This window comes from Alcanivorax xiamenensis (assembly GCF_009846745.1).
Classification (GTDB): domain Bacteria; phylum Pseudomonadota; class Gammaproteobacteria; order Pseudomonadales; family Alcanivoracaceae; genus Alloalcanivorax; species Alloalcanivorax xiamenensis.
The window spans coordinates 15,484-41,220 of sequence record NZ_AQPF01000019.1 but is presented as its reverse complement, the minus strand read 5'-3'; the positions used below and the strand labels follow the sequence as shown (position 1 = coordinate 41,220).

The 25,737-nt window shown below is 62.0% G+C and carries 26 protein-coding genes; 15 read left to right on the top strand and 11 right to left on the bottom strand.

Features of this window, described 5'->3' with window-relative positions; genetic code table 11:
• Nucleotides 1–175 precede the first annotated feature (175 nt).
• Together A6D6_RS12545 and A6D6_RS12540 are read left to right on the top strand one after the other, a co-directional pair.
• Complete coding sequence (locus A6D6_RS12545; RefSeq protein WP_159660913.1) at nucleotides 176–1,300, top strand: pyridoxal-phosphate-dependent aminotransferase family protein; 1,125 nt, start codon at nucleotides 176–178, stop codon at nucleotides 1,298–1,300.
• A gap of 96 nt (nucleotides 1,301–1,396) precedes the next feature.
• A complete protein-coding gene (locus A6D6_RS12540) occupies nucleotides 1,397–1,846 on the top strand; it encodes a DUF2147 domain-containing protein (RefSeq protein WP_133491559.1) in 450 nt (149 codons plus the stop codon).
• Nucleotides 1,847–1,963: 117 nt separating this feature from the next.
• Here the strand turns inward: A6D6_RS12540 and A6D6_RS12535 are convergent, their stop codons facing one another.
• Entirely contained in the window at nucleotides 1,964–2,575 is a 612-nt protein-coding gene (locus A6D6_RS12535) for a TetR/AcrR family transcriptional regulator (RefSeq protein ID WP_133491560.1), read from the bottom strand.
• A 113-nt stretch (nucleotides 2,576–2,688) separates the two neighbouring features.
• Between A6D6_RS12535 and A6D6_RS12530 the strand changes: the two genes are divergently transcribed.
• The 4 genes from A6D6_RS12530 to A6D6_RS12515 all read left to right on the top strand — a co-directional run bounded on the left by A6D6_RS12530 (nucleotide 2,689) and on the right by A6D6_RS12515 (nucleotide 7,150).
• Nucleotides 2,689–3,534, top strand: a complete 846-nt coding sequence (locus tag A6D6_RS12530; protein WP_133491561.1) for an SDR family NAD(P)-dependent oxidoreductase — start codon at nucleotides 2,689–2,691, stop codon at nucleotides 3,532–3,534.
• Nucleotides 3,535–3,563: 29 nt separating this feature from the next.
• Nucleotides 3,564–4,493, top strand: a complete 930-nt coding sequence (locus A6D6_RS12525) for a ferritin family protein (RefSeq protein ID WP_133491562.1) — start codon at nucleotides 3,564–3,566, stop codon at nucleotides 4,491–4,493.
• Nucleotides 4,494–4,545: 52 nt separating this feature from the next.
• Nucleotides 4,546–6,213: a flavin-containing monooxygenase gene (locus A6D6_RS12520; protein ID WP_133491563.1), complete on the top strand. Its 1,668-nt coding sequence runs from the start codon at nucleotides 4,546–4,548 to the stop codon at nucleotides 6,211–6,213.
• 394 nt (nucleotides 6,214–6,607) lie between these two features.
• On the top strand, nucleotides 6,608–7,150 hold the full coding sequence (locus tag A6D6_RS12515) for a CbrC family protein (protein ID WP_159660912.1): 543 nt from the start codon (nucleotides 6,608–6,610) through the stop codon (nucleotides 7,148–7,150).
• Nucleotides 7,151–7,164: 14 nt separating this feature from the next.
• Here A6D6_RS12515 and A6D6_RS12510 read toward each other — a convergent pair whose 3' ends face one another.
• The 3 genes from A6D6_RS12510 to A6D6_RS12500 form a co-directional block, all read right to left on the bottom strand.
• Nucleotides 7,165–7,482, bottom strand: coding sequence for a CcdB family protein (locus A6D6_RS12510; protein WP_133491565.1), 318 nt, complete (start codon nucleotides 7,480–7,482; stop codon nucleotides 7,165–7,167).
• Entirely contained in the window at nucleotides 7,482–7,727 is a 246-nt protein-coding gene (locus tag A6D6_RS12505) for a type II toxin-antitoxin system CcdA family antitoxin (RefSeq protein WP_133491566.1), read from the bottom strand. Before A6D6_RS12505 ends, A6D6_RS12510 begins: the two co-directional genes overlap by 1 nt.
• A gap of 101 nt (nucleotides 7,728–7,828) precedes the next feature.
• Nucleotides 7,829–9,073: an acyl-CoA dehydrogenase family protein gene (locus tag A6D6_RS12500; protein WP_159660911.1), complete on the bottom strand. Its 1,245-nt coding sequence runs from the start codon at nucleotides 9,071–9,073 to the stop codon at nucleotides 7,829–7,831.
• A gap of 394 nt (nucleotides 9,074–9,467) precedes the next feature.
• Here A6D6_RS12500 and A6D6_RS12495 point away from each other — a divergent pair, with 394 nt between their 5' ends.
• Both A6D6_RS12495 and A6D6_RS12490 read left to right on the top strand, forming a co-directional pair.
• Nucleotides 9,468–10,337 (top strand): CHAD domain-containing protein, encoded by an 870-nt coding sequence (locus tag A6D6_RS12495; RefSeq protein WP_133491568.1) that lies wholly within the window; start codon nucleotides 9,468–9,470, stop codon nucleotides 10,335–10,337.
• Nucleotides 10,338–10,596: 259 nt separating this feature from the next.
• Entirely contained in the window at nucleotides 10,597–12,096 is a 1,500-nt protein-coding gene (locus A6D6_RS12490) for a flavin-containing monooxygenase (RefSeq protein ID WP_133491569.1), read from the top strand.
• A 203-nt stretch (nucleotides 12,097–12,299) separates the two neighbouring features.
• On the opposite strand, the gene A6D6_RS12485 is transcribed toward A6D6_RS12490, so the two are convergent.
• The 5 genes from A6D6_RS12485 to serB all read right to left on the bottom strand — a co-directional run bounded on the left by A6D6_RS12485 (nucleotide 12,300) and on the right by serB (nucleotide 18,848).
• Entirely contained in the window at nucleotides 12,300–13,157 is an 858-nt protein-coding gene (locus tag A6D6_RS12485) for an alpha/beta hydrolase (RefSeq protein ID WP_159660910.1), read from the bottom strand.
• Nucleotides 13,158–13,166: 9 nt separating this feature from the next.
• Nucleotides 13,167–15,575 (bottom strand): TonB-dependent siderophore receptor, encoded by a 2,409-nt coding sequence (locus A6D6_RS12480; protein ID WP_133491571.1) that lies wholly within the window; start codon nucleotides 15,573–15,575, stop codon nucleotides 13,167–13,169.
• Between the two features lie 316 nt (nucleotides 15,576–15,891).
• Nucleotides 15,892–16,866 (bottom strand): FecR domain-containing protein, encoded by a 975-nt coding sequence (locus A6D6_RS12475; protein ID WP_159660909.1) that lies wholly within the window; start codon nucleotides 16,864–16,866, stop codon nucleotides 15,892–15,894.
• A 2-nt stretch (nucleotides 16,867–16,868) separates the two neighbouring features.
• Nucleotides 16,869–17,387, bottom strand: coding sequence for a sigma-70 family RNA polymerase sigma factor (locus A6D6_RS12470; RefSeq protein WP_133491573.1), 519 nt, complete (start codon nucleotides 17,385–17,387; stop codon nucleotides 16,869–16,871).
• A gap of 231 nt (nucleotides 17,388–17,618) precedes the next feature.
• On the bottom strand, nucleotides 17,619–18,848 hold the full coding sequence (serB, locus tag A6D6_RS12465) for a phosphoserine phosphatase SerB (RefSeq protein WP_159660908.1): 1,230 nt from the start codon (nucleotides 18,846–18,848) through the stop codon (nucleotides 17,619–17,621).
• Between the two features lie 135 nt (nucleotides 18,849–18,983).
• Between serB and A6D6_RS12460 the strand changes: the two genes are divergently transcribed.
• Nucleotides 18,984–20,207 carry a hypothetical protein gene (locus tag A6D6_RS12460; protein WP_159660907.1) on the top strand — a complete coding sequence of 408 codons (1,224 nt, stop codon included), beginning with the start codon at nucleotides 18,984–18,986 and terminating at the stop codon, nucleotides 20,205–20,207.
• On the opposite strand, the gene A6D6_RS12455 is transcribed toward A6D6_RS12460, so the two are convergent.
• Complete coding sequence (locus tag A6D6_RS12455; protein ID WP_133491576.1) at nucleotides 20,132–20,947, bottom strand: ATP-grasp domain-containing protein; 816 nt, start codon at nucleotides 20,945–20,947, stop codon at nucleotides 20,132–20,134. The genes A6D6_RS12460 and A6D6_RS12455 overlap by 76 nt on opposite strands.
• A gap of 93 nt (nucleotides 20,948–21,040) precedes the next feature.
• Nucleotides 21,041–21,349, bottom strand: coding sequence for a GNAT family N-acetyltransferase (locus tag A6D6_RS12450; protein ID WP_133491577.1), 309 nt, complete (start codon nucleotides 21,347–21,349; stop codon nucleotides 21,041–21,043).
• A 414-nt stretch (nucleotides 21,350–21,763) separates the two neighbouring features.
• On the opposite strand from A6D6_RS12450, the gene hisB reads away from it, so the two are divergent.
• The 6 genes from hisB (at nucleotide 21,764) to arfB (ending at nucleotide 25,685) form a co-directional block, all read left to right on the top strand.
• Complete coding sequence (gene hisB / locus A6D6_RS12445; protein ID WP_133491578.1) at nucleotides 21,764–22,369, top strand: imidazoleglycerol-phosphate dehydratase HisB; 606 nt, start codon at nucleotides 21,764–21,766, stop codon at nucleotides 22,367–22,369.
• Nucleotides 22,370–22,470: 101 nt separating this feature from the next.
• Nucleotides 22,471–23,112 (top strand): imidazole glycerol phosphate synthase subunit HisH, encoded by a 642-nt coding sequence (hisH, locus tag A6D6_RS12440; RefSeq protein ID WP_159660906.1) that lies wholly within the window; start codon nucleotides 22,471–22,473, stop codon nucleotides 23,110–23,112.
• Between the two features lie 54 nt (nucleotides 23,113–23,166).
• Entirely contained in the window at nucleotides 23,167–23,907 is a 741-nt protein-coding gene (gene hisA / locus A6D6_RS12435) for a 1-(5-phosphoribosyl)-5-[(5-phosphoribosylamino)methylideneamino]imidazole-4-carboxamide isomerase (RefSeq protein ID WP_159660905.1), read from the top strand.
• Nucleotides 23,908–23,921: 14 nt separating this feature from the next.
• Nucleotides 23,922–24,695: an imidazole glycerol phosphate synthase subunit HisF gene (gene hisF / locus A6D6_RS12430; protein ID WP_133491581.1), complete on the top strand. Its 774-nt coding sequence runs from the start codon at nucleotides 23,922–23,924 to the stop codon at nucleotides 24,693–24,695.
• Nucleotides 24,692–25,153: a YaiI/YqxD family protein gene (locus tag A6D6_RS12425; protein ID WP_133491582.1), complete on the top strand. Its 462-nt coding sequence runs from the start codon at nucleotides 24,692–24,694 to the stop codon at nucleotides 25,151–25,153. Before hisF ends, A6D6_RS12425 begins: the two co-directional genes overlap by 4 nt.
• A gap of 118 nt (nucleotides 25,154–25,271) precedes the next feature.
• Entirely contained in the window at nucleotides 25,272–25,685 is a 414-nt protein-coding gene (gene arfB / locus A6D6_RS12420; protein WP_133491583.1) for an alternative ribosome rescue aminoacyl-tRNA hydrolase ArfB, read from the top strand.
• The last annotated feature ends 52 nt before the right edge of the window (nucleotides 25,686–25,737 follow it).

Below are 25,737 nucleotides of genomic sequence, written 5' to 3'. Positions count from 1 at the left end.
CCTTTCTGTGGGAAGCTGCCTTGGCAGCGAATGAGCGTCCAGAACCTGGTTTTCAAGCGTCCGGCGTCAAGCGTCCGGTGTCGGGCCGTCTCAGGGTTCCGTCCGCCCGCCGAATGCTCTATAACGAGGGGCTGTTGCATAACGATAGCGGAGAGAGCTTGTGTCAGAACGGCCTATGTCAGAACGGAAAACCGAGGTCGATCCGGAGGGCCTGCTGGAGTACTCCGTGGTCTTCACCGACCGCTCCCTGAACCATATGTCCCAGGCCTTTCAGGCCGTGATGCGGGATATTTCCGGGACCCTGCGGCAAGTCTACAACGCCGCCGCGGTGGCGGTGGTGCCGGGCGGGGGCAGCTACGGCATGGAGTCGGTGGCCCGTCAATTCGCCACCGGCAAGAAGGTATTGGTGATCCGGAACGGATTTTTCAGCTATCGCTGGAGCCAGATCTTCGAGATGGGCGCGATTCCCGCCGAGGAGACCGTGATGAAGGCGCGGATGGTGTCCGATCAGCCCCAGGCGCCGTTCGCCCCGCCTCCCATTGACGAAGTGGTGGCGCGTATCCGCGGCGAAAAGCCGGATCTGGTGTTCGCTCCTCACGTGGAAACCGCCGCCGGTCTGCTGTTGCCGGACGACTACCTGCAAGCGGTGGCCGCCGCGGTGCATGAGCACGGCGGGCTGTTTGTTCTGGACTGTATTGCGTCAGGCACTTTGTGGGTGGATATGGCCGCCAACGGCGTCGATATCCTGATCAGCGCGCCGCAAAAAGGCTGGAGTTCCTCGCCGTGCAGCGCCCTGGTGATGTTCGGTGAAGAAGCGGCCAGGCGTCTGGAGCGGACACAAAGCACCAGCTTCGCCATGGACTTGCTCAAATGGCGGCGGATCATGGAAGCCTACGAAAATGGTGGGCACGCCTACCATGCCACCCTGCCAACCGATGCCTTGCGCAAATTCCGCGATGCCATGCTGGAAACCAGGGACACCGGTTTTGAAGTGGTCCGGGAGAAGCAGTGGGAATTGGGGCGCCGGGTGCGGGAATTGTTCGCGGAACGGGGACTGGCCAGCGTGGCGGCGCCGGGATTCGAGGCGCCGGGCGTGGTGGTGTGCTACACCGACGACGACGGCATGCATAACGGCAGCAAGTTCATCGCCAAGGGTTTGCAGACCGCCGCCGGGGTGCCGCTGATGTGCGATGAACCGGCCGCTTTCAAGACGTTCCGCGTGGGCCTGTTCGGCCTGGATAAACTGGACGACGTGGACCGGGCGGTGGAGCGTTTGGCCGAGGCGTTGGACAACATTTAACGATCCGATGCGGTAATCATGATGTCGTGCAAGGACAAGTCAGCGTAATTGGTATACTCTTCATTGCACTTTGTATACGCGTGCGGAGGTTCCAATATGCTGAAAGTCCTGACCAGCAGTGTTTTGCTGCTCATGAGTGTGTATGCCTACGCTGGCGCTGATGCGATTCAGGGTATTTGGGAGACGGAAGACGGCGGCTACGTCTATATCCACCCGGAAGGCGATACCTGGGTGGGTACCGCGGTGGGGTCACGGGACGGTGTGCACCGTTTCGATAACGAGAACCCTGATGAGAAATTGCGCGGGCGCCGGTTGCTCGGCGTGGATGTGGTCACCGGCCTGAAGTACGACGGTGATGATCGCTGGGACGATGGTGAGGTCTACTCGCCGGATAACGGCAAGACCTACGATCTGAGCGCCGAACTGAAGGATCAGGATACACTGAAGGTGCGCGGTTATATTGGTGTCAGCCTGCTGGGCCGCAGCCAGACCTGGCACCGCATCGATGAAAGCGCGCCGCACCTGCAGAAGGAGTTTCTGCAGTAATATCGGCAACACGCCATTCGCTGCCAAGGCAGCTTCCCACAGCGGCTTCGTAGCTCCTCCCCTCTGTGGGAAGCTGCCTTGGAAGCGAATGATGTGTTTACCGACCGTGCTTTTCGGTCAGCCCTCCTTCCTTAATTCCCCTTCCACGAAGTGCGCGACCATGTCACCCAACCCTTTGACCAGCTCCTCGAAACCGATGGTGGGATTGGGTTCGCTGAGATAGCGCAATACCGTGAATACCCCTCCGTTGATCATGATGTAGCCCATGGCCGGCAGGTTACCCAGACGCGCCAGCCGCGGGTTGTGGATCACATACTGCAGTAGCAGGTTCATCAGTAGCCGCTGGATCGGTTCCATGTGATTGCGGGGCGCGAAGTAGGCGGCGTAGCTCATGTAACGCAGGTAGCGGCCGTGGTTTTTTTCCAGCAGATCCCGGAATCCGAACAGCAGCTCCTTGATCAGGTCGCGGATTTCCATCTTCACCAACGCCGGTGTCATCGGTTCCACCATGGCCACCACCTCCGCCACCATGTGGTGATGCATGGCTTCGAACACCTCCTCCTTATTGGCGAAGTATTCGTAAAGTGAGCCAACGCTCACTCCCGCCAGATCCGCGATATGGCGGGTGGTGGTGCCTTGCACACCGTGCTCCGACAAAGACAGGAAGCCGGCTTCGACGATGGCATTGACGGTGGCTTTGGCGCGCGGTTGGCGGGGCGTGCGTGGCATCTGAGCTCCTGGCTGACGGCGGGAATCCGAATTGAATCCGAACAAACAGTCGGTTTAATTTGCCATTACTGAATGTAACGGTCAATTTGTCATCGTTGTCGCGAGGAGCCGGTATGCCCCAACAACATTTGTCCCATGGCGCTCGCGCGGTGGTAACCGGAGCGGGTAGCGGCATTGGTCGCGCGTTCGCGCTGGCACTGGCCAGGCGGGGAGGCTCCGTGGTCTGCGCCGATCTGAACCTGGCCGCCGCGGAGGATACCGTGGCGATCATCGAGCAGGCGGGTGGCCACGGTCTGGCCGTGTCCTGCGACGTGTCCGAGCTGGCGGCGGTGGAACGCCTTGCCACCGAGGCCGTGGACTGGTTCGGCGAGTCTCCCAATCTGGTGATCAACAACGCCGGCGTCGGCGCCGGCGGCAAGGCCATCGGTGACATGTCCATGGCGGACTGGAAGTGGGTGCTGGATGTGAATATGTGGGGCGTGATTCACGGTTGCCACGTGTTCACGCCACTGCTGCGCGAGCTGCCGCGGGCGGGCGTGATTAATGTCTGTTCCACCGCCAGCTTCGCCGCCGCGCCGCGCATGGGCGCCTACAACACCAGCAAGGCCGCGGTGCTGGCGTTGTCGGAAACCCTGGCGGCGGAAAACGCCGGCAGCGGTCTGCGCGTGACCGCGCTGTGCCCCACCGTGGTGAAAACCAACATCTTCAGCGCCGGCCGCATCGACCAGGCGTTGACCCCGTTCATGGACCGGATTATCTCGCTCACTGGTGTCTCCGCCGAAAGCGTGGCGGCCACGACGCTGAAAGCCCTGGACCGAGGCCGCTTCTACGTCATGCCGCAACTCGATGCCCGGCTGATCTGGCGTGCCAAACGCTTCCTGCCGGTGACCTACACCCGTGGCGCCAGCCTGCTCGGCAGGCTGGTCAGCGAACGCCTCAAAACCAATCCGGCTCAGTAACAGGCCCACTCAGTAACAGGAGAGCCAAAATGGCGAATATCGATCTGGATAAAATGCTGGCCAAGGTGAAAAGCAGCCAGTGGGCGCTGGCGGACATTGACTGGGATGCCCCTGGCGCGGAGCTGATCACCGAAGAACAGTGGCCGAAACTGAAAGCGTTCATGGCCGACCTGATGTGGATCGAACACGTCGGCGCCCGTGGTTTCGCCGCCATGGCCAAGAAGGCGCCCGATGACACCCTCAAGCAAATCTATACCTATTTCCATGCCGAGGAGCAGCGTCACGCCAATGCGGAAATGGCACTGATGAAACGCTGGGGCATGCTGGATGGCGACGAGCTGCCGGAACCCAACAAAAACCTGAAACTGGTGATTCAGTGGTTGGACAAGTACAGCGACGAGATGCCGCTGGAAGTGCTGGGGTCGGTGATTCCGATGCTGGAAATCGCCCTGGACGGGGCACTGTGCACCTTCCTGCTGGATACCGTGGACGATCCGGTATGCCACCAGGCCTTTGCTCGCATCAACGACGATGAGTCCCGGCACCTGGGGGTCGGTTTCCATGTTCTGGAAATGCAGGGGCGCGGCGATCTCTATATCAAGGCTTTGAAAACCGTGGCCACGGTGCTTGATCCGCGCCTGATCCTCGGCATCGCCTCCTACGTACCGTTGCTGAATCGTATGCGCGACAACGTGGTGGCCATGGGGTTGAGCGAAGAAAAGCTCTATGCCTGCATGAAGAAGTTCGAGCGCATCGGCGGGCGCACCGCCCAGGGGCGCCGCAATCCCTGGTATCAGATCATCAGCCGCCACGGCCGTATGGTGGTGAACCGCGAAAACCGTGTTTATCACGCGCCGGTGGATCTGATGGTGCGGTTGACGGATTACATCCCCGAGCGGCTCATGCCCTCGCGAGTGCCCACCTGGGTCAAGGGCATCAGCTACCGGCCCACCGCCTGAGCCTGGATGCGCTATTCGCTATCCGATTGTTTGACACACTGAACGGACCGCCATGAGCAACGAGAACGAGCAGAATCAGGACACCACCGCGTCGGCGCCACCGGCGAAAAAGAAAAAGGCCGCCATCCGCCAGACAGCAGCCAGGCCGACGGCCAAAAAAGCCGCGGTGAAACGTAAAGGCACGGCACGGAAGAAAGCCGTTGCCGCCAAACCCAGCCGCCGTAGCGTTGACCAAGGCAAACGCAAGACGGTGAAGAAAGCGTCCGTGGTTATCGTCGGCGCCGGTTTTGCTGGTCTGGGTATGGCGATCCGGCTTCGTCAGGCCGGGGTAGACGATTTCGTGTTGCTGGAGCGGGCCGACGAGGTGGGCGGCACCTGGCGCGACAACACCTACCCCGGCGCCGCCTGTGATATTCCCTCCCACCTTTATTCCTACTCTTTCGCGCCGAATCCGCATTGGTCCCGGCATTTTTCCGGCAGTGCCGAGATCCTGGGTTACATCGAGCACTTGGTGAAACAGTACGGTTTGCGCGACAAGATTCACTTTCAGCAGGACGTCACCGATGCCCGCTTCGACGAAGCGAAAGGCCAATGGCGCGTGGATACCCGCCAGGGTGATGTCTGGCAGGGGCGGGCGGTGGTCATGGCTCAGGGGCCGCTTTCCAATGCCAGCTTCCCGGACATCGAAGGTCTGACGGACTTTAAAGGCAAGCGCATCCACAGTGCCCGCTGGGACCACGATTACGATTTCTCCGGCAAGCGGGTGGCGGTGATCGGCACCGGCGCCAGCGCGGTGCAGATCATTCCGGAATTGGCGAAAACCGCTGGTACTCTGAAAGTGTTTCAACGTACTCCGGCCTGGGTGATTCCACGCCCGGATTACGCCACTCCGGATTGGAACAAGGCGCTGTTCGAGAAACTGCCGCTGACCCGTAAGGCCATGCGCCAGGCGTTGTACTGGACGCATGAAACCATGGCGCTGGCGGTGATCTGGAATTCGCCGCTGACCCGTCTGGCGGAGCGGCTCAGCCTGACGCACCTGCGTAGCCAGGTGAAGGACGACTGGATGCGCAGGCAATTGACGCCGGATTTCCGCATCGGCTGCAAGCGGGTCTTGCTCTCCAATGATTACTACCCTGCTCTGCAGAGGGACAACGTGGACCTGATCACCTGGCCCATCGCCCGCATCGCGGAGAACGGCGTCCGCACCTGTGACGGCATTGAGCACCAGTTCGACTGCATCGTCTTCGCCACCGGTTTTGATGTGCCCAAGAGTGGCACGCCGTTCCCGATCCGTGGTCTCAATGGTCGCGAGCTTGGGGAGGAATGGTCCGGCGGCGCGCGGGCCTACAAGAGCGTCAGTGTGGCCGGTTATCCGAACCTGTTCTTTACCTTCGGGCCCAACTCCGGTCCTGGCCATAATTCGGCGCTGGTGTACATGGAAGCGCAACTGGACTATGCGGTAGAGGGTATTCGCCGCATTCTCGATCATGACCTGAAGATCCTTGATGTGCGCGAGAGTGTGCAGCAGCGCCATAATCGTCATTTGCAAAAGCGGCTGGCCCGGACCAACTGGAACTCCGGGTGTAAAAGCTGGTATCTGACGGAGGATGGCTATAACGCCACCATGTACCCGGGCTTCGCCAGCCAGTACCGCCGCCAGATGGCCCGGTTCGTGGATCAGCACTATCGGCGGGTGCCGCAAAGCGGGAGCGCGTGAGTCGGGGACGCTTATCAGGGAGGGAGAGCCGGCGGTCGGTGTTCCAGGACACGGAGAAGCACGGCCCTGGAACACCGACCGCTGGCTCTCCACGAGCTCTGAAACTCTTCGCTCCGAATCAACCCTGGACTACGAAGCCGCTGTGGGAAGCTGCTTTAGCAGCGAATGGGTCCCGAGAGAAGAACTCGCGCTGTTATTCGCTGGCAAGCCAGCTTCCCACAGAGGGAGAGCCTCGGAGCCGCCGTTTGGGCCGCCCGGGCGGCGCTCCGCTTGGCAGCGAATCGGCGCAGGGGTTCGCCAATGCCCGTTCGAGGGTTATAAGCGGTTTACGTATACTCTCTGAAACACCGCGCTAACGGGCCTTGATACGAGAACAGGCATCAGGATGGAGCACATGGGACAACGCTTCAAACACATTGCGGACAGTGCTCTGGAACCCTGTGAAGGTACGGTCTGTCATCATTGCGAGTGTGAGGACCGTCCGATCTTCGAATACTCCGGCCGGATCGTTGATCCGAAGCTGGCCGCCGATCCGGCGCTGGCCGAGGAGGAGCCGGAAGTGTCGGAGTTATGTGCCGACTGTATTCTCGGCGGGAACGTGGTTCGTGACATGGATGACCGTTTGCGCGCCGTGGTCGACAAACTCTCCGATGTCGAGCGGCTGTGGCGGGAGTTTCAGCAGTTGCCGGAAATACCGTTGTTTCTGCAGGGATTCGACTGGCCTTTGTGTTGCGGCGACTGGTGTGAGTTTGTCGGTTGCGCGGAAAACCACCAGAGTCTGATCGAGCGCCACGAGCAATCCCGCGCCTGGGATCGGGGACTCACCGCCTATCGCCGTGATTTCAGGAGAGACGGGGCTCCGGAATCCCTGCGGGAAATTTCGTTCTTCCGCTGTCACCATTGCCGGCGGGAAACGCACATAGACCAGTTCACCTGATTCGAATGTCCCACTCAAATACCGGTAACCGCGAAATCCAGGGCCGCGATGATGTTTTCCCTGAAATGCGCAAGAGAACCGACGGGAGCATCGAGACGCTTCACCGGCAGGGAAGAAATCTGAGGTGTCAGCAACAGTAGCACCTCATCTTCAAAATGGATTTCCGGGGTCAGGCCCCGCATGGGCTGGTCGCCAAAGGCGGAGCGCCTGGCCAGCGGAATGACGATGCGTGTCGCCAGATCCTCCAGAATGGGACTCTGTATATCCACCAGGTAGGGATAGAGGGTGCTGCTGGTATTGCTCGGATTGCGGTAAACGTCGAACTGGGCCATCAAAATTCCCGAAACTCATCTCCGAAACAGCCGTGCTGCTCAACGCTCTCGTTATACTTCCTGATTGCTGCCCGGTTCTCCTCGACCCAGCGGGCGCCCTCGTGCCGGGCCAGTTCTTCCCTGAGTGCCCGCTCCAAAGTGGCTGACAGATTGATATTGAGGGCTCGGGTCTTCTTGAGAAGGTCACTGTTAATGGACAAATTAGCTGCTTTCTTGGGGGCGGTGGTGTCGTAGATTTCGCGCATTGCAGCCTCCATGAGCGCTGTGGGTAACGTTCCTGAAGTGTATGCGCATTGAAATGCGCATACAAGGCGCTGACCGCGGAGCACTCCGCCGTCGCCAGGCATCACAGCGTGAAATACACCGCCGTGGCACCACGGTTTTCCCGCGCCCGGCGTAGTTCATCCCGGGCCACGGTGCGCAGGTGCACTTCATCCGGACCGTCCATGAAGCGCAGGGCGCGGCCCCAGGTCCACAGATAGGCGAGCGGTGTGTCGGGGCTGAGTCCCATGGCACCGAAAATCTGCATGGCCCGGTCCAGTACCCGGGTTTGCAGGCGCGCGGCCACCACCTTGATCGCGGAGACCGCCACTCTGGCGGCGGCGTTGCCATGGCGGTCCATCCGCCAGGCGGCCTGAAGAACCAGCAAACGGGCCTGGTCGATCTCCAGCCGGCTCTCGGCGATCCAGTCACGGATATTGTCGAAATCGCACAGGAACTTGCCGAAGGCGCGCCGTTCCAGCGCCCGCTCGCACATCATCTCCAGGGCCAGCTCGCATTGCCCGATGGTGCGCATGCAATGGTGCACGCGGCCCGGGCCAAGCCGGGCCTGGGCCATGGTGAAACCGGCGCCGGGCTCGCCAAGCAGAAACTCGAAGGGCAACCGCACCTGACGAAACAGCAACTCGCAATGACCTTCCGGGGAGTGGTGCTGGAGGATGGGAATGTTGCGTTCCACACTCACCCCCGGGGTATCGAGAGGCACCATGATCATGGAATGCTGGTGGTGGGGGCCGCCGCCTTCATGATCATCGCAGCGTGCCAGCACGATGGCGAAGTCGCAGCGGGGGTGGGCTGCGCCGGTGATGAACCACTTGCGACCGTCCAGTACATAGTGATCGCCGTCCCGGCGCAAAGTGGTGGCGATGTTGGTGGCATCGGAGGACGCCACGTCCGGTTCGCTCATGGCGAAACAGGATCTTAGCTCGCCTTCCAGTAAAGGGCGCAGCCAGCGGTCGTACTGCGCCGGGCTGGCGAAGCGGTGCAGTAATTCCATGTTGCCGGTGTCCGGGGCACTGCAATTGAAAACTTCCGCGGCCCACGGGATGCGTCCCATGATTTCCGCCAGCGGGGCGTAATCCAGGTTATCCAGACGGGTTCCCGGTTCGTCCTCGCGCAGTTCCGGCAGGAACATATTCCACAAGCCATCCTCCCGGGCTTGAAGCTTGAGCGGATCGATCACCGGGAGAGGGTATTCTCCGGCGTTGGCCAGCCGGTGCCATTCCGCGTTGCGGGGCAGCACCCGGCGTTGCATGAACTGCTGCATCACGTCCTGGACCTGGCGGCTGTATTCGGAGAATTCGAACTCCATGGGGCGCTCCTCGCTGATTGGACCCTTCAGCCTAGGGCACTGGGGAGGAGAGGCTTTTGATGATGATCAAGAAAAATGGTAAGCACACAATACGCTGGGCGGCGGCGAGGTATGAGGCGATAGTATTGAGCCGGACGCCGGACGCCGGACGCCGGACGCCAAAAGAGGAGAACCTGAACCTGCGCCCCTGCAAACGCTCAAAGTAGTTGGACTTGTATCCGCGAAGCTTTCAGACAGAGTGCTCTAAAGCGTCCGGCCCAGCTCAACTCACTCTTGAGACGGTCCCGTATGCGATAACGATTCGCCAACGAGAATCCGCTGTCATTTCCTTGTCACGGTAATCCCGCTGGGGGCCTGCCATAATCGAGCGGCTTTTCGCACCCCGGAGGTATCCATGAGTTCCCCCATGCTGGAACGGCTGGTGGCCGTGGCCTGTGACCAGGATTGCCAGGCTCTCGCATCGTTGATGGATCAACGGCAATTGACACCGGAACAGGTTCATTCCCTGCGTGTGCTGATCAAACGTCAGCGCGCGTTGTGGCAGCTGATGTCCACCCAGGGTGAAAGCAAGCGCGGCCAGAAGCAGGACAAGGCGTTGCGTACCGGAGCCAGACTGCTGGCCGCTTCCCGTGATCGCCAGGTCACCGAAGAGACGCTGGCTTCATTGAAGCTGACCACACGCCGGGATTATGAGCTGCAGGCACTGGAGCGGGTGATTGCCTGGCTGACGGAGGAGCAGGGCGAGCCGGTGGCACCGCCAGTGCCGGAAGTATTGCCTCTGGTGTTCCAGGAAGACCTGGACGCCTGGCAGGCGCTCAAGCGCAAGGGGGAGGATCAGGAGGTCATCCGCAAGGGGTACGTCACGCTGTACCGGCAATTACGTCAGCAGGCCCTGGAGACCCTGTCCGAGGGCAAGGACGAGGACTGGCACCGTTTGCGCCGCGACGTGAAATATATGCTTTATCAACTGGAGCCTCTGGGCGGCACGCTGGCGGACGCCGATGTGGATATAAAACGGATCCGCAAGCTGGGCAGTTGCCTTGGTGACCTGCACGATTTGCACATGCTGGATGACCATCTGAAACGCCGCCTCAAGAAAACCTCGGACGCTGAACTCCGTGAAGCGCTGGTCTGCGCGCGCCAACTGACCGCCCGCCGCGAAGAGAGGGTGATGACGGAGTGCCGGCAGCGTACCCGCCGTGTGTTTGAATTGAAGCCGAAAATGTTGCGGCAGGCCCTGGAGCAGCTTTCTTTTCCCGCCTGAGCGTCACCGGAGACAAGCGCTGGAATGACCCTCGCGCCAGTCCGGGCCCGGCGCTTCGAAGGCGCAAACGTCCTTTACATCGGTCAATGTCATGGACATTGGCCGCAGCGCCCTGATTGAGCCATCCGCTTGGCCGTAGCGCCGCTGATTCGGCACCATCCGACCTTCCGGTCACCCCGGGACCCCCGCATTATGGGCCAATGTCACGAGCCGCCGACCACGCGAGGATGGCGGCTCAGCCCATTCGGCGGAGAGAATCATGGCCAATAACCACTTCGATGTTCTGATCATTGGCGCCGGCCTGTCCGGTATCGGCGCCGCTTGTCATTTGAGCCGCCAATGCCCGGAGCGCAGCTACGCTATCATTGAGCGTCGTGAGCGCATGGGGGGCACCTGGGACCTGTTCCGTTATCCGGGGATCCGTTCCGACTCGGATATGTTCACGCTCGGCTATAACTTCCGCCCCTGGACCGAAGCCAAGGTGCTGGCGGACGGGCCGTCGATCCGCAACTACATCGTCGACACCGCCAAGGAATACAAGGTCGAGGACAAGATCCGCTATGGCCGCAAGATGACCGGGGCGCGCTGGTCCTCGACACAGAACCGCTGGACCGTGGATCTGGTGCGCGAGGAAGATGGCGGTACCGAACAGATCACCTGTCAGTTCCTGTACTGCTGCACCGGTTACTACAATTACGATGCCGGCTATACCCCGGACTTCCCCGGCGTGGACGACTTCAAAGGCCAACTGGTCCATCCGCAAAAATGGCCCGAGGACCTGGATTATTCCGGCAAGAAGGTGGTGGTGATCGGCAGTGGCGCCACCGCCGTGACGTTGGTGCCGGCGATGGCGGACAAAGCCGGCAGCATCACCATGCTGCAGCGATCGCCTACCTATGTGGCCACGGTGCCGCAGGAAGACCCGATCTCCGCCAATCTGCGCCGGTTCCTGCCGGAGATGGCGGTGTACCGTCTGGCCCGGGCGCGCAATATCGCGTTGCAACGCATGGTGTTCAAGCTGTCCAAGCAGCGGCCCAAGCTGGTGCGCCGCGCCTTGCTGGCCGCCGCCCGTCGTCAGTTGGGCACCGAATTCGACATGACCCACTTCAAGCCTCAGTACAACCCGTGGGACGAGCGCTTGTGCGCGGTCCCCAACGGTGATCTGTTCAAGGTACTGCGCAGGGGCAAGGCGGATGTGGTGACCGACCATATCGACACGTTCACCGAGAACGGTATTCGCTTGAAATCCGGCAAGGAGCTGGAGGCCGACATCATCATTACCGCCACCGGTCTGGACCTGCAACTGCTGGGCGGCGCCAGCCTGACCGTGGACGGTGAGGAAGTGGTGCCCAAGGATACTTTGGTGTATCGCGGGCTGATGTTGCGTGACGTGCCCAACATGGCGCTGGTGTTCGGCTACACCAATTCTTCCTGGACCCTGAAGGCGGACTTGGTCAGCGAGTATGTGTGCCGCCTGCTCAATTACATGGCGCGCAATGGTATTGAACGAGTGACGCCGCGTGACGAGGAAGGTTGCGATACCGACGACAATTTCGTCGGCCTGCAATCCGGCTATGTGCAGCGCGCCGCCGACCGTCTGCCCCGCCAGGGCAACAAGGCGCCCTGGCAGGTGCTGAACAACTACTTCAAGGATTTGCCGGCGCTGCGGTTCGGGCGGATCGAGGACGACACCCTGGAGTTCTCACCGGCTCCGGCCAGCCGTCGCCGTGGTGGTTTGCTGGCGATGTTGCGGAGCTGACGGGCCGATGACGCGCTCCTTTCCGGCATGGAGAGGGCTATTGGTGTCTCACAATTCGCCTACAGGCAGGCGGCGCCCTTCGCCGGCAAGCGGAGCGCCGTCCCGGCAGCTTCCCACGGGAGCTTTGTCGTCCCGTCCGTGGGAAGCGAGTTTACTCGCGAATAGCGTGCCGTAGGCAAGTGGTTATGCCAAAGCAGCAACGCTTACCGCCGCCGCGCGGTCAGCACTTCGCGTAATACCCGATTCTCGATGCGAAACGGCAACGACATGTGATCTTCATCCCCGATCACGGTGACGCTGCTGCGCAGTCCCCAGGCGGATAACGGCTGAAGACGCTTTTGCAATGCCACGGTGTTCTGCACCTCCTGGGGTGAATCCCGCTCCGCCACGATCAGTGCCAGACTGGTGTGTGTCACATCGATCTCGCGACTGGTGACCTGTTCGGTGAAGCGGCGCTCGGGGGGCAGTAGATAATGGTCGTGCCACCACAGGCTGGGACTGGCGGAAATATGGTGATCGAACAGTTCCGGTCGGGTGAATAGCGCGTAAACCGTGAACATGCCGCCGAACGAGTGGCCATAGAGGCTTTGTTGATCCTCGTCCACGGTGTAGTGTTCCGCGACCTTCGGCATCAGTGTTCTCTCAATGAAATCCAGCAACTGGTCCTGGCCACCCTGGGGCGGGTCGTTGCGATCCTCGGGGACCGGCGGCGAAAAATCATAGGACCGGCGCAGGAAGTTGAGCGGTTCATCTCCTGGGTACCCGATGCCGACGATGATCGCTTTCCGGTACGCCTTTTGCGCCCGTTTCGCTTCGTGCAGCGATGCGAAATAGGCGTTGGCGTCCAGCACATACAGCACCGGATAGCCGCCGGTGTAGGGCGGTTCCCCTTCCGGTTCGCTGATCATGATGCGGTAGGAGTGGCCTTCGGCGTTGACGAGCCGCCATTCCACGGTGCCACTCAACGTCACCGGAGTGTCTTTGGCGGCAGCGATCAGTGGCATGGTGATGCCGCAGAAAAACAGAGTGATCAACCAGCGGGCAGTGAAGACAATGGACATGGGGGGCTCCTACCAACGATAGCTGACGCTGCCGATCACGCTGCGGCCTTCGCCGCGATAGCAATAACCGGCCTCGCAGGCGATGTATTGTTTGTCGAGCACATTCTTGGCGTTGACGCCGACACGGAATCCGGTGAGCGCGCCACGCAGGTCATAGTGCGCGCCGAGATCCACCAACGTGTAGGCCTCGTTTTTTTTGTCGTTATTGCTGTCGCTGTAGTTGCTGCCGACATAGCGGGCGCCACCGGCCACACCGAGGCCATCGAGAACGCCTCCGTACTGATGGTATTCCAACCACAGGCTGGCCAGATGGCGGGGCCGGTTGATCGGATCCCTGCCTTCGTCGCCGTCGTTGCTTTTGGTCACCTCGGCGTCGTTGAACGCATAACTGGCGGTCATGCGCAGGGCCTCGTTGATGTCGGAAACCGCTTCCAGTTCGATGCCACGGGAACGTTCTTCGCCGGTCTGCAAGTGATTCAGGGCATTGTCCGGATCGCGGGTGAGCACATTGGTTTGCGTCAACTGATACAGCGACGCGGTGAGCAGGGTGCGGCTGCCCGGTGGCTGGTATTTTACCCCGAGTTCGACCTGTTCTCCCTCGGTGGGTTGGTAATCCTCACCGTGGATGTTGGCGCCATTCTCGGGAAGAAAGGACTGGGCATAACTGACGTAAGGCGCGACGCCGGAATCGAACAGATAGAGAGCACCGATCTGCCCGGTGGTTTTGTCATTGTGACTCTTGTCGTGACTGCCGTTGAGGCGATTCTTCTTGTCGGTGGCGCTCCAGTCCTGACGAAGTCCGGCGGACAGCCGCCAGCCACCGAACGCCATTTGGTTCGTCAGATACAGGCCGCCGCGATGCGAGATGCCGCTTTGATCGGTGAACACCGTGCCGGTGGTCGGTTTGGGGACCGGCTGATGATAGTCCGGGTTGGTGATGTCGATGGCCGGTGCCGTGCCGGACGCGTAGACCACATCGTAGTTCAGCCAGGTGTAGTCGATACCGGTGAGCAGGGTATGGCGGACCGGGCCAGTGCTCAGTTCGGTGACCAGACGGGTATCGGAAGTCACCGACTCCATGGTTTCGTAAATGCCGTAGCTGGAGCGCCGCAGCAGATTCGGGTTGCTGCTGTCGGCGCCAGTGACTCCGAGATACTGGTTGGTGGTATCAACGTTTCCGTAACGCAGATTATGCTGGAAGCGGACGTTGTTATTGAAAGCGTGCTCGAACTCATAACCCAGACTCCATTGCTGTTGCTCCAGTTTGTCGAATGCCTCGTCGCCGGGCCAGAAACGGGTCAGGGTGTCGCCTTGCTGGTAGGGCCGCGGCGAGCCGCTGGTGAGACGGTCACTGTACTGCGCCAGCAACGTCAATTGAGTGTCCTCGTCGATGCGCCAGCTCAGTGATGGGGCCAGCAGGGTAATATCGTTGTCCACCTGCTCGATATCGGTCTCGGCGTCGCGGGCGACACCGACCAGCCGGTAAAGCACATCCGCGTTCCGGTCCAGCTTGCCGCCGACATCGAACTGGCCTTGCAGGTGATCATTGTTGCCGGCCTGCAATTCCACCTCCTTGCGTGCCGACAAACTCGGCCTTTTGCTCACCCGGTTGACCATGCCGCCGGGACTGATCTGTCCATACAGTACCGAGGCCGGACCTTTAAGGATTTCCACCCGCTCCAGCGCGTAGGGTTCACTGATGTAGTAGGACAGCCAGCCGGTGTTGGGTTGGCGCAGCCCGTCCAGGAAGTCGGCGTTGGTGGTGGCCGGGTAGCCGCGCACCTTGATCTGGTCGAATCGGGGATCCAGACCAGCGCCACCGACGCTGACCCCGGCGGTGTAGGCCACCGCTTCCTCGACGCTGGAGGCTTTGCGGTCGGCGATCTGATCGGAGGTGACCACGCTGATACTCTGCGCCGTTTCCAGGACAGGAGTATCGGTTTTGGTGGCGGTACGGCTGTAACCGGCCTGATAGCCGTCCACCGGGTCGACGCCGTTGGTGCCGCCGGGCTGACCTCGCACGGTGACCGGGTCCAATACGTGCTCGGGGGCACCCTGTTGAACCGGAACTACTACGTAGCCGCCGCGGCCCTGCTCCACGGTGAGCCCGGTGCCGGCCAGCAGTTGTGCCAGGGCTTGCGCCACCGAGGTGGGCTGGCGGAGTCCGTGGGTTCGCCGTGCTTTGACCAGATCCGGAGAGAAGGACAGGGTGATGCCGGTTTGCTGGGCGAACCGGCTCAGAGCGGGAGCCAGCGGGCCGGCGTCTATACGGATGTCGCGCAGGGCCGCGGGGGGCGGTGCTGTTTCGGCGGGTGGGGTGGCAAGGGCGGGGCCGCAGCCCAGGGTTAGCGCCAGCGCGGAGGCGAGCGTACGCCGGCGCCATGGGCGGCTGGGGTGGTGAGAAAAAGAGAAAAGCATGGTGTCGTTCCGCTATCGTTTAAGGACGTGTCATCCCGTTAACCGAACGACAGGGGAAAAACCGACACACTTTCTGATTTCCTGCTAACACTGATGACCGCGACTCGGCGATTGCCACGGAGCCGCCGTGGGAGCTTCTCTGGTGCCTTGCAAGCTCGCTAGTGCGCCACTCGCCAGCAGGCTGGCTCTCACGGATCATGCTACGAAGCCGCCGTGGGAGCATGCTTGCAAGCGAATGGCCAACGGCCCGGGGGCATTCGCGGCCAAGGCCGCTTCCCACGGCGGCTTTCTTTGTCGTCCCGGCGGTGCTCCGGCGTCATGCCCGGGCCATCACCCGGACCCACCAGGATGTACGCCAGACTACCTCCACCGGCAGCAGGCGGCCGAGGTCCTCCATCAAGGCGTCGGGATGGTCCAACTGGAATACGCCGGAGAGACGCAGATCCGCCACCGCCGGATCACAACCAGTGTGCCCGCTACGGTAACGGGCCAGTTCGGCGACGAACTCTTCCAGGCGCATGTCGTCCACCACCAGCATGCCGCTCGTCCAGGCCGTTGGCGGTTGCGTTGGTGTGGCCAGAGGGGTGGCGGCGAAGTCGCCCAGCCGCCAGTGCTCACCGGGGGCGCAACGCTGCTGTTGACCGGTGGCGGTGATGGCGGTGACCTCGCCTTGTTCCACCCAGAGGGTGGCGAAATCGCCCTGGTGGTCCCGTAACAGAAACCGGGCCCGCTTGGTTTCGCAATGGCCGAAACGATGCTCGACCCGTAGCGGTCGAGGCAAGGCATAGCCTGCATCCGCTCCGCTTTCCACCCACATTTCGCCGTGATTCAGCACCAGACGCCGCTCGTTGTCGCTATAGCGCACGTCCAGGGAAGAGCGCGTATTGAGCTGGATGCGGGTACCGTCCTCCAGCGTCAGACGCTGCTGTTCTCCGGCACCGGTACGGTAGTCAGCGTGTAGTGGTGAGTATCGGTAGGCGAGCCAACCACCGGGGGTGCCCACCAACAGTGCGAGTAGGCTCTTCAGCGCGCGGCGCCGATGCAGATCGGCACCAGCATTGTTCAGCACCGGTAAGGCCATGTCCCTGTCCGGCAGAGTCTCCAGCAGTGAACGGAATTCGCCACGCAGGCTGCACAGCCGTTGCCAGGCCAGAGCATGGTCGGGATGGTGTTCGCACCACTCGAGGATGTCCTGCCAGGCCGCCTGGCGATCATCGGTGCCGTCCAAACGCAATTGCCACTGGATCGCGGTGTGCACCACCGATTCCGGCAGAGTCCGCTCGTGGGTCATGGTCAGGCGCCGCCCTGCTCGAAGCGCAGCCGGTAGCAGTGCATCAGGGCTTCGGCCACGTAACGCTCGGCGGTGCGGGTGGAGACGCCGAGCTGTTCGGCCACTTGGCGATGACTCTGGCCACCCAACTGGTAAAGCAGGAAGGCTCGACGTACCCGGGGCTTCAGACCGTCCAGCATGGCCGCCACCCGCTCCAGCATTTGCAGGGCTTCGTTACGGGTTTCGGCGGAGGGTGCGTATCCCTGAGGCAACTGTGCCAATGCTTCCAGGTAGGCTTTTTCCAGAGCGCCGCGGCGCCAGAAATCGATTACCAGCCCCTTGGCGATAGTGCCCAGAAAAGCTCGCGGCGCTTCGCCGGTGACCGGCTTTCCGCGCACCAGCACACGCACGAAGGTGTCCTGGGCAATGTCGGCGGCCTGCTCGGTGCAACCCAGCTTGCGCCGCAACCAAAGATGCAGCCAGCCGTGGTGGTCACGATACAGCTCGGCCAGATGGGACGGATCGATTTCAGTGGCGGGCATGGGACGGAGACGGGTGGTTGGCGAAAGTGCGATGCCTGGAAGCAGGCGTTGAAAACACACATTAAACGCGAATCAGTCTCATTACAAGGGGGCAATAGCAACGGCCCAACGCGGTTCTTTTCAGTATGAAGAGCCGTGGAGGCCAGGTGCAAAGTTGTTCGCTGGCAAGCCAGCTTCACACGGAGGTCCAAGAAAGCTGCTGTGGGAAGCTGGCTTGCCAGCGAATACGGACTAGTTCAGCAGTTCCGCCTGGTCCTTGTCGCGCACACCGATCAGATAGAGGATGCCGTCCAGGCCCAGCGTGGAAATCGATTGCTCGGCGTTCTTTTTCACCAGCGGCTTGGCGCGGAAGGCGATGCCAAGACCGGCGGCGCCCAGCATGGGCAGATCGTTGGCGCCGTCGCCCACGGCGATGACCTGCTCCAGGTTGATATTTTCCTGTCTGGCGATCTGTTTGAGCAGTTCCGCCTTGCGCTCACCGTTGACGATCTGGCCCACCACCCGGCCGGTGACCTTGCCGTCCTCGATCTCCAGCTCGTTGGCGTAGACGTAGTCGATGTTCAATGTGCGCTGGAGCCATTCACCGAACCAGGTAAAGCCGCCGGACAGGATCGCGGTGCGGTAGCCCAGTGCCTTGAGGGTGGGGATAAGACGCTGGGCGCCTTCGGTCAGTTCCAGGCGGTCGCGCACCCGTTCCAGAGCGCCTTCGTCCAGCCCCTTGAGCAGGGCCACGCGGGAACGGAAACTTTCATTGAAGTCCAGTTCACCGCGCATGGCGCGCTCGGTGATGGCGGCCACTTGCTCGCCCACGCCGGCCTCGGCGGCCAGCTCATCGATCACTTCCGAGCGGATCAAGGTGGAATCCATGTCGAACACCACCAGCCGCCGGTTGCGGCGGAAGGCGCTGTCACGCTGGAAGGCGATGTCCAGATTGCGTTCGTTGGCGATGGACAGAAAAGCGGCGCGCATGGACGCCGCGTCCCGGGGCTCACCGCGCACGGAGATTTCCACGCAGGCCCGGGTGTCCGGATTCTCCTGCTCGCCTTCCAGGCGAACCCGGCCGGACAGGCGGGTCATGCTGTCGATGTTGAGACCGTTGTCGGCCACCACGGTGGTGACCTCGGCCAGTTGTTCGGCGGTGATCTTGCGCGACAGCAGGGTGATGATGTGGCGGTCCTTGCCCTGGCCGGCCACCCACTCCTCGTAGCGGTCCTCATCAATTGGCCGGAAGCGCACCGAAACATTGCGCTTGTGGGCCTCGAACAACAGATCCTTGAGTAGCGGCGACGCTTCCCCCTCCGGTGGTACCTCCACCAGAATGCCCAGGGACAGGGTGTCGTGGATCACCGCCTGGCCAATATCCAGGACGTTCACCTGGTAGCGGCCCAGTATCGCGGTGAAGGCCGCGGTCAAGCCAGGTCGGTCGTTGCCGGACACCTGGATCAGAATGATCTCGCGCACTAACTATGGTCCTTGGTGAAAGGTCGGCGTAGCGTAGCAAAAAGCGCGGGCCAGCGGCAGCCCGGTTTGGCGCCATGAACAGGCTCTAAACAGGTATACTCGGCCCCGCGATTCACCCAACAGGAAATACGGAACATGTCCCTTTGGCAACGATGGCGCCCGTGGCTGCGTCAGGAGCGCGTTCTGCTGGTGGAACTGGCCACCATGCTGCTGATGGCGCTGGTGATCGGAGTCTACTTTCTGGAGCATTTTTCCACTCGTCTGGAAGAACAGCAGCGGCGGGAGTTGGCCTCCCTGGCCAGACAGACCGCCCTGCGCGCGGCTGAGTCCATGGCCGGTGACGATCTTATCAGTCTCAATGTCATCGCCCGTGAAACCCGCGCTCTGGATACCGTCAGCGAGGCGCGTTTCCTTAGCGTGGCCCGGCAACCGCTGGCGGGAGGGGAACCGCCTTCGGCGGCCACGGTGAGAGTGGAAGTGCCGGTGGCGCTGCCCGACGGCGAGCCGGCCGGAGCCCTGGTGCTGGCGGCCCATCCGAGCACCGCCCGCGAGGGGCTGGAATCCGGTTATGTGCTGGTGGTGCTTGGCGTGTTGTTGCTGAGAGTGGCCGGTGAAGTCATGTGGCGTCGAATCCAGCGAGGACTGCCGGCCAGGAGGGACGATGAGGCGCCGGGCAGCAGTGGCGGATGTGACGACGCCGACGCGCTGGATGGTGCGCCGCCGTCCATCGTTTTCCAGCGTCCGCAAAGCAGTGGCGGGTCGGACGGCAGCGATCTGCGCCTGAGTATCGTCAATTTTGATCACTTCCGGCAGCGCTATACGGCCGAGGCTCTGCGGGCCTTGCTGGATGACTATCATCATCTGTTGAGTGAAGTGGCGCACTTGTACGGTGGCCAGGTGGAGCGTGGGCTGGGGGATCGTGCGCTGGTGCGTTTCCCCGGACAGCCGTTGTCGTCCACTTCCTTCGCCGCGCTGTGCGCGGGCCTGCTGTTCCTGCGCCTGGTGCGCCTGCAGGGGCCCCGCCGCAAATCCCACCAGGCGCCGGCGCTGGAATTCAAAGCCCTGGTCTGTGACAACTTCGGGGAAGAGGAGAGCTGGGCGTTGTGCGTGGCCGGCGTACCGGGCCGGTTACAGGTGCCGGAAAGCCAGCTCACCCGAGGAGAACTGGATGTGAAAGCTCTGTACCAGCCGGAGCGGGCACTGACGGTGATGGCCGGTGAGCGCCAGGTGCGGCTGCAGCCGGTGGAGCAGCTGGCCTACCGTTACCAGGCGCTGCTGCGCAGTCAGGCGGAAGCGGTGATGGGCGACGGGTTGGGCTCCGGCCCGGCGGGCGAGGACGGTGTCTCGCCGAGCAGGTAATCATTCATCGCCACGGCGATGCGCTGGGGCAGGTCGGGCATGCCCTGATTGCCGAACAGACGGTTGAACTCCAGCACATAGGGATGACCGTCCACCCAGGCCACGTCGAAGCCGGCGTAATCGATGCCCAGCCGCAGGGCCAGGTCGTGCACCAGTGCCACCGCGGCTTCCGGCACCGGCAGGTCATGGCGTACCCGGCCGCCGCGTGCCACGTTATTGAGGAAGCCCTCGCCCTCGCGCCAGTAAGCGGCGATCACCTTCCGGCCCACCACCACCACGCGCAGATCGCGCACGATCGGCAATAGCCTCTGGATGTAGAGCACATCGTTTTGCGCGGCGAACGCCTGTAATTGCGGGCGGTTCTCGATCAGGAACACGCCCTCGCCACGGCTGGAGCGGACCTGTTTGCCCACGAACGGGAATGTCCAGGTGTCCAGGATACGGCTTACCGAAACGCTGTCGGAGGGCAGCACCTCGGTGGCTGGCAGATGCTGGGGGCAGGCCAACTCCAGAGCCCGGGTCATTTCGATCTTGTCGTGGCCCAGATGATAGGAGGCCGGGCTGGGAAAAATGGGCCGCCGCAGTACGTAGTGCAGGCCGTGCAACTGCCAATACGCGGGGAACAGCAACCAGTCGGCTTCGCTCAATTCGCTCACGTGGGCGGCGGCGTGTTCCGGTTTGATGTAGCGAACCGAAGCCAGCCCCAGGGTGCGGAAGGGATCAAAGGTGATCAGTTTCAACGCGGGACAGCACCATTCAGCCGTAACGGACGATTTTATAGGGCTAAATCGGAGGCTCGGCAAGCAAATTCAGCGCTGTCCCGCGGCGGCGATTCAGCCTGGCCGGCGGCACTCCGGCGGCAGCGACAAAGGGCCGCCTTGGTGCTGTTCCAGCAGCCGCAGAAAATCCGTGCCGACGCCCCGTCCCCGGGTGGACGGGTGCACCACCATCCACAGCAGGGTCCCGTCGTCCACGGCGGCCACCGCCACCGGCTGACCGTTGAAATGGGCGCCAGCGATGGTGTGCCCGGCCGCGATGGCCTGGCGTAGCGCCCGGGCGTGATCGGGATCCTCGCGCAGGGTCTTGGCGAACGTGTCGTTGAGGGTGTCACTGGCGGCGTGAATCTGGAGCTGAATCGGCATGCGGTCTCCCGGAGACGGTGAAAAAACGTCCGTGCCCGGCCGATCTCGGCGGGTCACGTAGGCTAAAGGGTCGGTTCCCTAGTATACTACCCGTCTAAGAGCCTGTTTATGATCTCTACGCCACCGCGCCGGAGTTCTCTTCTCACCTGGTAGAAAGTGTCGTCAGGGTGTGATTCCGATTGTGCGGTGTAGCCCATCTACATAAACAAGCGTAATCGCGGCCTGGCGGCAAAATACCCGGAGGGCACAGGGGAGCCCGGCCCTTCGGGTTGCGCTGGAAAAGTCACCAGACGACGCTGCGGCCTTTGACTTTGGCCCACCAGAGCCTGCAGTCCGCAACGCCGTCTGGCGGTTTTTCCAGCGGCAACGCGGCGGTGTAGAGATCATAAACAGGCTCTCATATTGGAGGTACCGATGAGCGAACGTCGCGCCACTGTCGAGCGCAACACACTGGAAACCCAGATCCGGGTAGCCGTGAATCTGGATGGCACTGGCGCCTGTAAGCTGGACACCGGCCTGCCGTTTCTGGAGCACATGCTGGATCAGGTGGCACGTCACGGTCTGATCGACCTGGACATCGTCGCCAATGGGGATTTGCATATCGATGCCCACCACACCGTGGAGGATATCGGTATTAGCCTGGGGCAGGCGCTGTCCCGGGCCTGGGGCGACAAGAAAGGCATTCGCCGTTACGGCCACGCCTATGTGCCGCTGGACGAAGCCTTGTCCCGGGTGGTGATCGACCTGTCTGGCCGCCCCGGCCTGGAAATGCATGTGCCGTTTACCCGTGGCATGATCGGCGGCTTCGACGTGGACCTGTTCCACGAGTTTTTCCAGGGCCTGGTGAATCACGCCATGATCACCGTGCACGTGGATAACCTGCGTGGCAAGAACGCGCACCACCAGGCGGAAACCGTGTTCAAGGCCTTTGGCCGTGCTCTGCGCGTGGCGGTGGAGAGGGACCCGCGCATGGGGGATATCACCCCGAGCACCAAGGGCACCTTGACGGAAACCGAGTAATCCTGAATGACCAACCCGGGCGCCCCGGTCTCCCGGGGCCGCGCCATCCGACGGTCATTGATCAATTGTCATCACCGGCGGACAAAATGAGGAATCCAGGTATGAGTGAAACCGTCGCCGTGGTCGATTACGGCATGGGGAATCTGCACTCCGCCGGCAAGGCGCTGGAGAAAGTGGCTTCCGGTCAACGCATCGTGATCACCGGGGATCCGGACCAGGTCCGTCACGCGGACCGGGTGGTGTTTCCCGGTGTCGGCGCCATCCGTGACTGTATCCGGGTGATCACCGAGACCGGGCTGGACCGGGCCATTCTCGATGTGATCGATGCGCGCAAACCGCTGCTTGGCGTCTGCGTGGGCATGCAGGCGTTGCTGGATCACAGCGAGGAAAACGATGGCGTCGACTGCCTCGGTGTGTTCGAGGGCCGTGTCGCCCATTTCGGTGAGCAGTACGGGGAAACCGGAAACCGCCTGAAAGTGCCGCACATGGGTTGGAACGAAGTGCGCCAGACGCACCCGCACCCGATGTGGGCCGGCATCGCCGACAACACCCGCTTTTATTTCGTGCACAGCTACTGTGCCGTGGATGTGCCGGAAGAGAATATTTCCGGGATCTGCCACTATGGCCGGGACTTCGCCGCCGCGGTGATCAAAAGGAATGTTTTCGCGGTGCAGTTCCATCCGGAAAAAAGCGCCGACGCTGGCCTGCAACTGTTGGAAAATTTCCTGCGCTGGCAGCCCTGAGGTCGTCGTCCGGCCGAACAAACCGCCGATACACGTTGATAGAAAGAGACTTTGATGCAACTGATTCCCGCCATCGACCTGAAAGACGGTAAGTGCGTACGCCTCAAGCAAGGGCGCATGGAAGACGACACCGTCTTCTCCGAAGACCCGGTGGCCGTCGCCACTCACTGGGTGGAACGGGGCGCCCGCCGCCTGCACCTGGTGGACCTGAACGGGGCCTTTGCTGGCGAGCCGGTGAATGGCGAGATCGTCAAGGCCATCGCCAAGACCCACCCGGACCTGCCGATCCAGATTGGCGGTGGCATCCGTACCCCGGAGATCATCCAGGCCTACCTGGACGCCGGGGTGCGGTGGGTGATCATCGGTACCAAGGCGGTTAACGAACCGGCTTTCGTCAAGGCAATGTGCCAGCGTTTTCCGGGCCATATCATTGTCGGTCTGGATGCCAAGGACGGGAAGGTGGCTACCGATGGCTGGGCCAACGTCACCGATGTGGATGTGATCGAACTGGCCCGGCAATTCGAGAACGACGGTGTTTCCGCCATCGTGTACACCGACATCAGCCGGGACGGCATGTTGCAGGGCGTGAATGTGGACGCGACGGTACGGCTGGCCCGGTCCATGAGCATCCCGGTGATCGCCTCCGGTGGCATCACCAATCTGGACGACGTGCGCAACTTGTGCGCGGTGGCGGACCAGGGCATCAGCGGCGCCATCACCGGCCGTGCCATTTACGAGAACACCCTGGACTTCGCCGAAGGCCAGGCGCTGTCCGACCAGCTCACCGGCGCCTGAGCGCGGAGACCATCATGAGCCTTGCCAAACGCATCATCCCCTGCCTCGACGTGGACGCCGGCCGCGTGGTCAAGGGCGTCCAGTTCGTTGATATCCGCGATGCCGGTGATCCGGTGGAAGTGGCGCGCCGCTACAACGAAGCCGGGGCGGACGAGATTACCTTCCTGGACATTACCGCCAGCCACGAAGGGCGGGACACCACCCTGGAAACCGTGGAGCGCATGGCCAGCCAGGTGTTCATCCCGCTCACCGTGGGCGGTGGCGTGCGCACCCTGGAAGACATCCGCAATCTGCTTAACGCCGGCGCCGACAAGGTCAGCATCAACTCGGCGGCGGTGAAGAGCCCGGAATTTGTCCATGAGGCCGCGCAGCGGTTCGGCTCCCAATGCATCGTGGTGGCCATCGACGCCAAGAAAGTCAGCGGCGAGAGCGAGAACAATCGCTGGGAGATTTTCACCCACGGTGGCCGCAAACCCACCGGCCTTGATGCGGTGGAATGGGCGCGACGCATGACTGATTACGGCGCCGGCGAAATCCTGCTGACCAGCATGGACCGTGACGGCACCAAAAACGGTTTCGATATCGCCCTGACCCGGGCCATTGCCGATGCCGTGCCGGTGCCGGTGATTGCCTCCGGCGGTGTCGGTAATCTGCAGCATCTTGTGGACGGCGTGATCCAGGGTGGCGCCGATGCGGTGCTGGCGGCGTCGATTTTCCACTTCGGCGAATACAGCATTGCCGAAGCCAAGCAATACATGCAGCAAGCCGGCATTGAGATGCGCCTGTGACCGAGACGGCGCCGTCGATCTGGGTGGACGCGGACGCCTGCCCCGGCGCGATCAAGGAAGTGTTGTTCCGTGCCGCCCAGCGCCGCCATTTGCACACCCGGCTGGTGGCGAACCACGCCATGCGCGTGCCCCGTTCTCCGTTTATCCGTTTGATCCAGGTCCCCTCCGGTTTCGATGCCGCCGATGATTACATCGCCGGCCAAGTGAGCCCCGGTGATCTGGTGATCACCGCCGATGTGCCGTTGGCGGACCGGATCGTGGCGGCGGGCGCCACCGGTCTTAATCCGCGCGGCACCCTTTACACCAAGGAAACCGTGCGTGAGCATTTGAATCGCCGGGACTTCATGGAAGAGATGCGCTCCGCCGGCCTCGCCAGCGGCGGCCCCTCGGCGTTGGATAAACGTCAGGTTCAGGCGTTCGCCAACGCCCTTGACCGGTTCCTGGCCACCGCGCGATAAGGCTGTTGTAGGCGCTTGCCTGCAAGAGCGTGGGTTTTCGGGCTTCAAGAGATTCGCTTGCGGCGGCCCGCCGCCCTTTCCGTGGTAATCGCCAAAGACAAATTGAGAGCCCGCTCCCATGCTGAAAATCTCCAACAACGTGACTATCCCCGAAGCGGAGATCGAATGGCATGCCATCCGCGCCCAGGGCGCGGGCGGCCAGAACGTCAATAAAGTGTCTTCCGCCATCCACCTGCGCTTCGACGTGCGTGCCTCGACCTTGCCCGAGTTCTACAAGGAACGTTTGCTGGCCTTGTCCGATCAGCGCATCACCGCTGACGGGGTCATTGTGATCAAGGCTCAGCGGTATCGGACCCAGGAAAAAAATCTGGATGATGCGTTGCAGCGCTTACGTGCGCTGATTCTCGAAGCCACGGTGGTACACAAGAAGCGCAAGCCCACTCGTCCATCGAAATCGGCACGCAACAAACGCATGGACAAGAAAAGCCATCGCGGTCAGGTGAAGTCGCTGCGCGGCAAGGTCAAGACTTAGAGCCTGTTCTCAGCCTTCGCTGTTGAGTGAACGGAAGTGCATGGGGCCGATA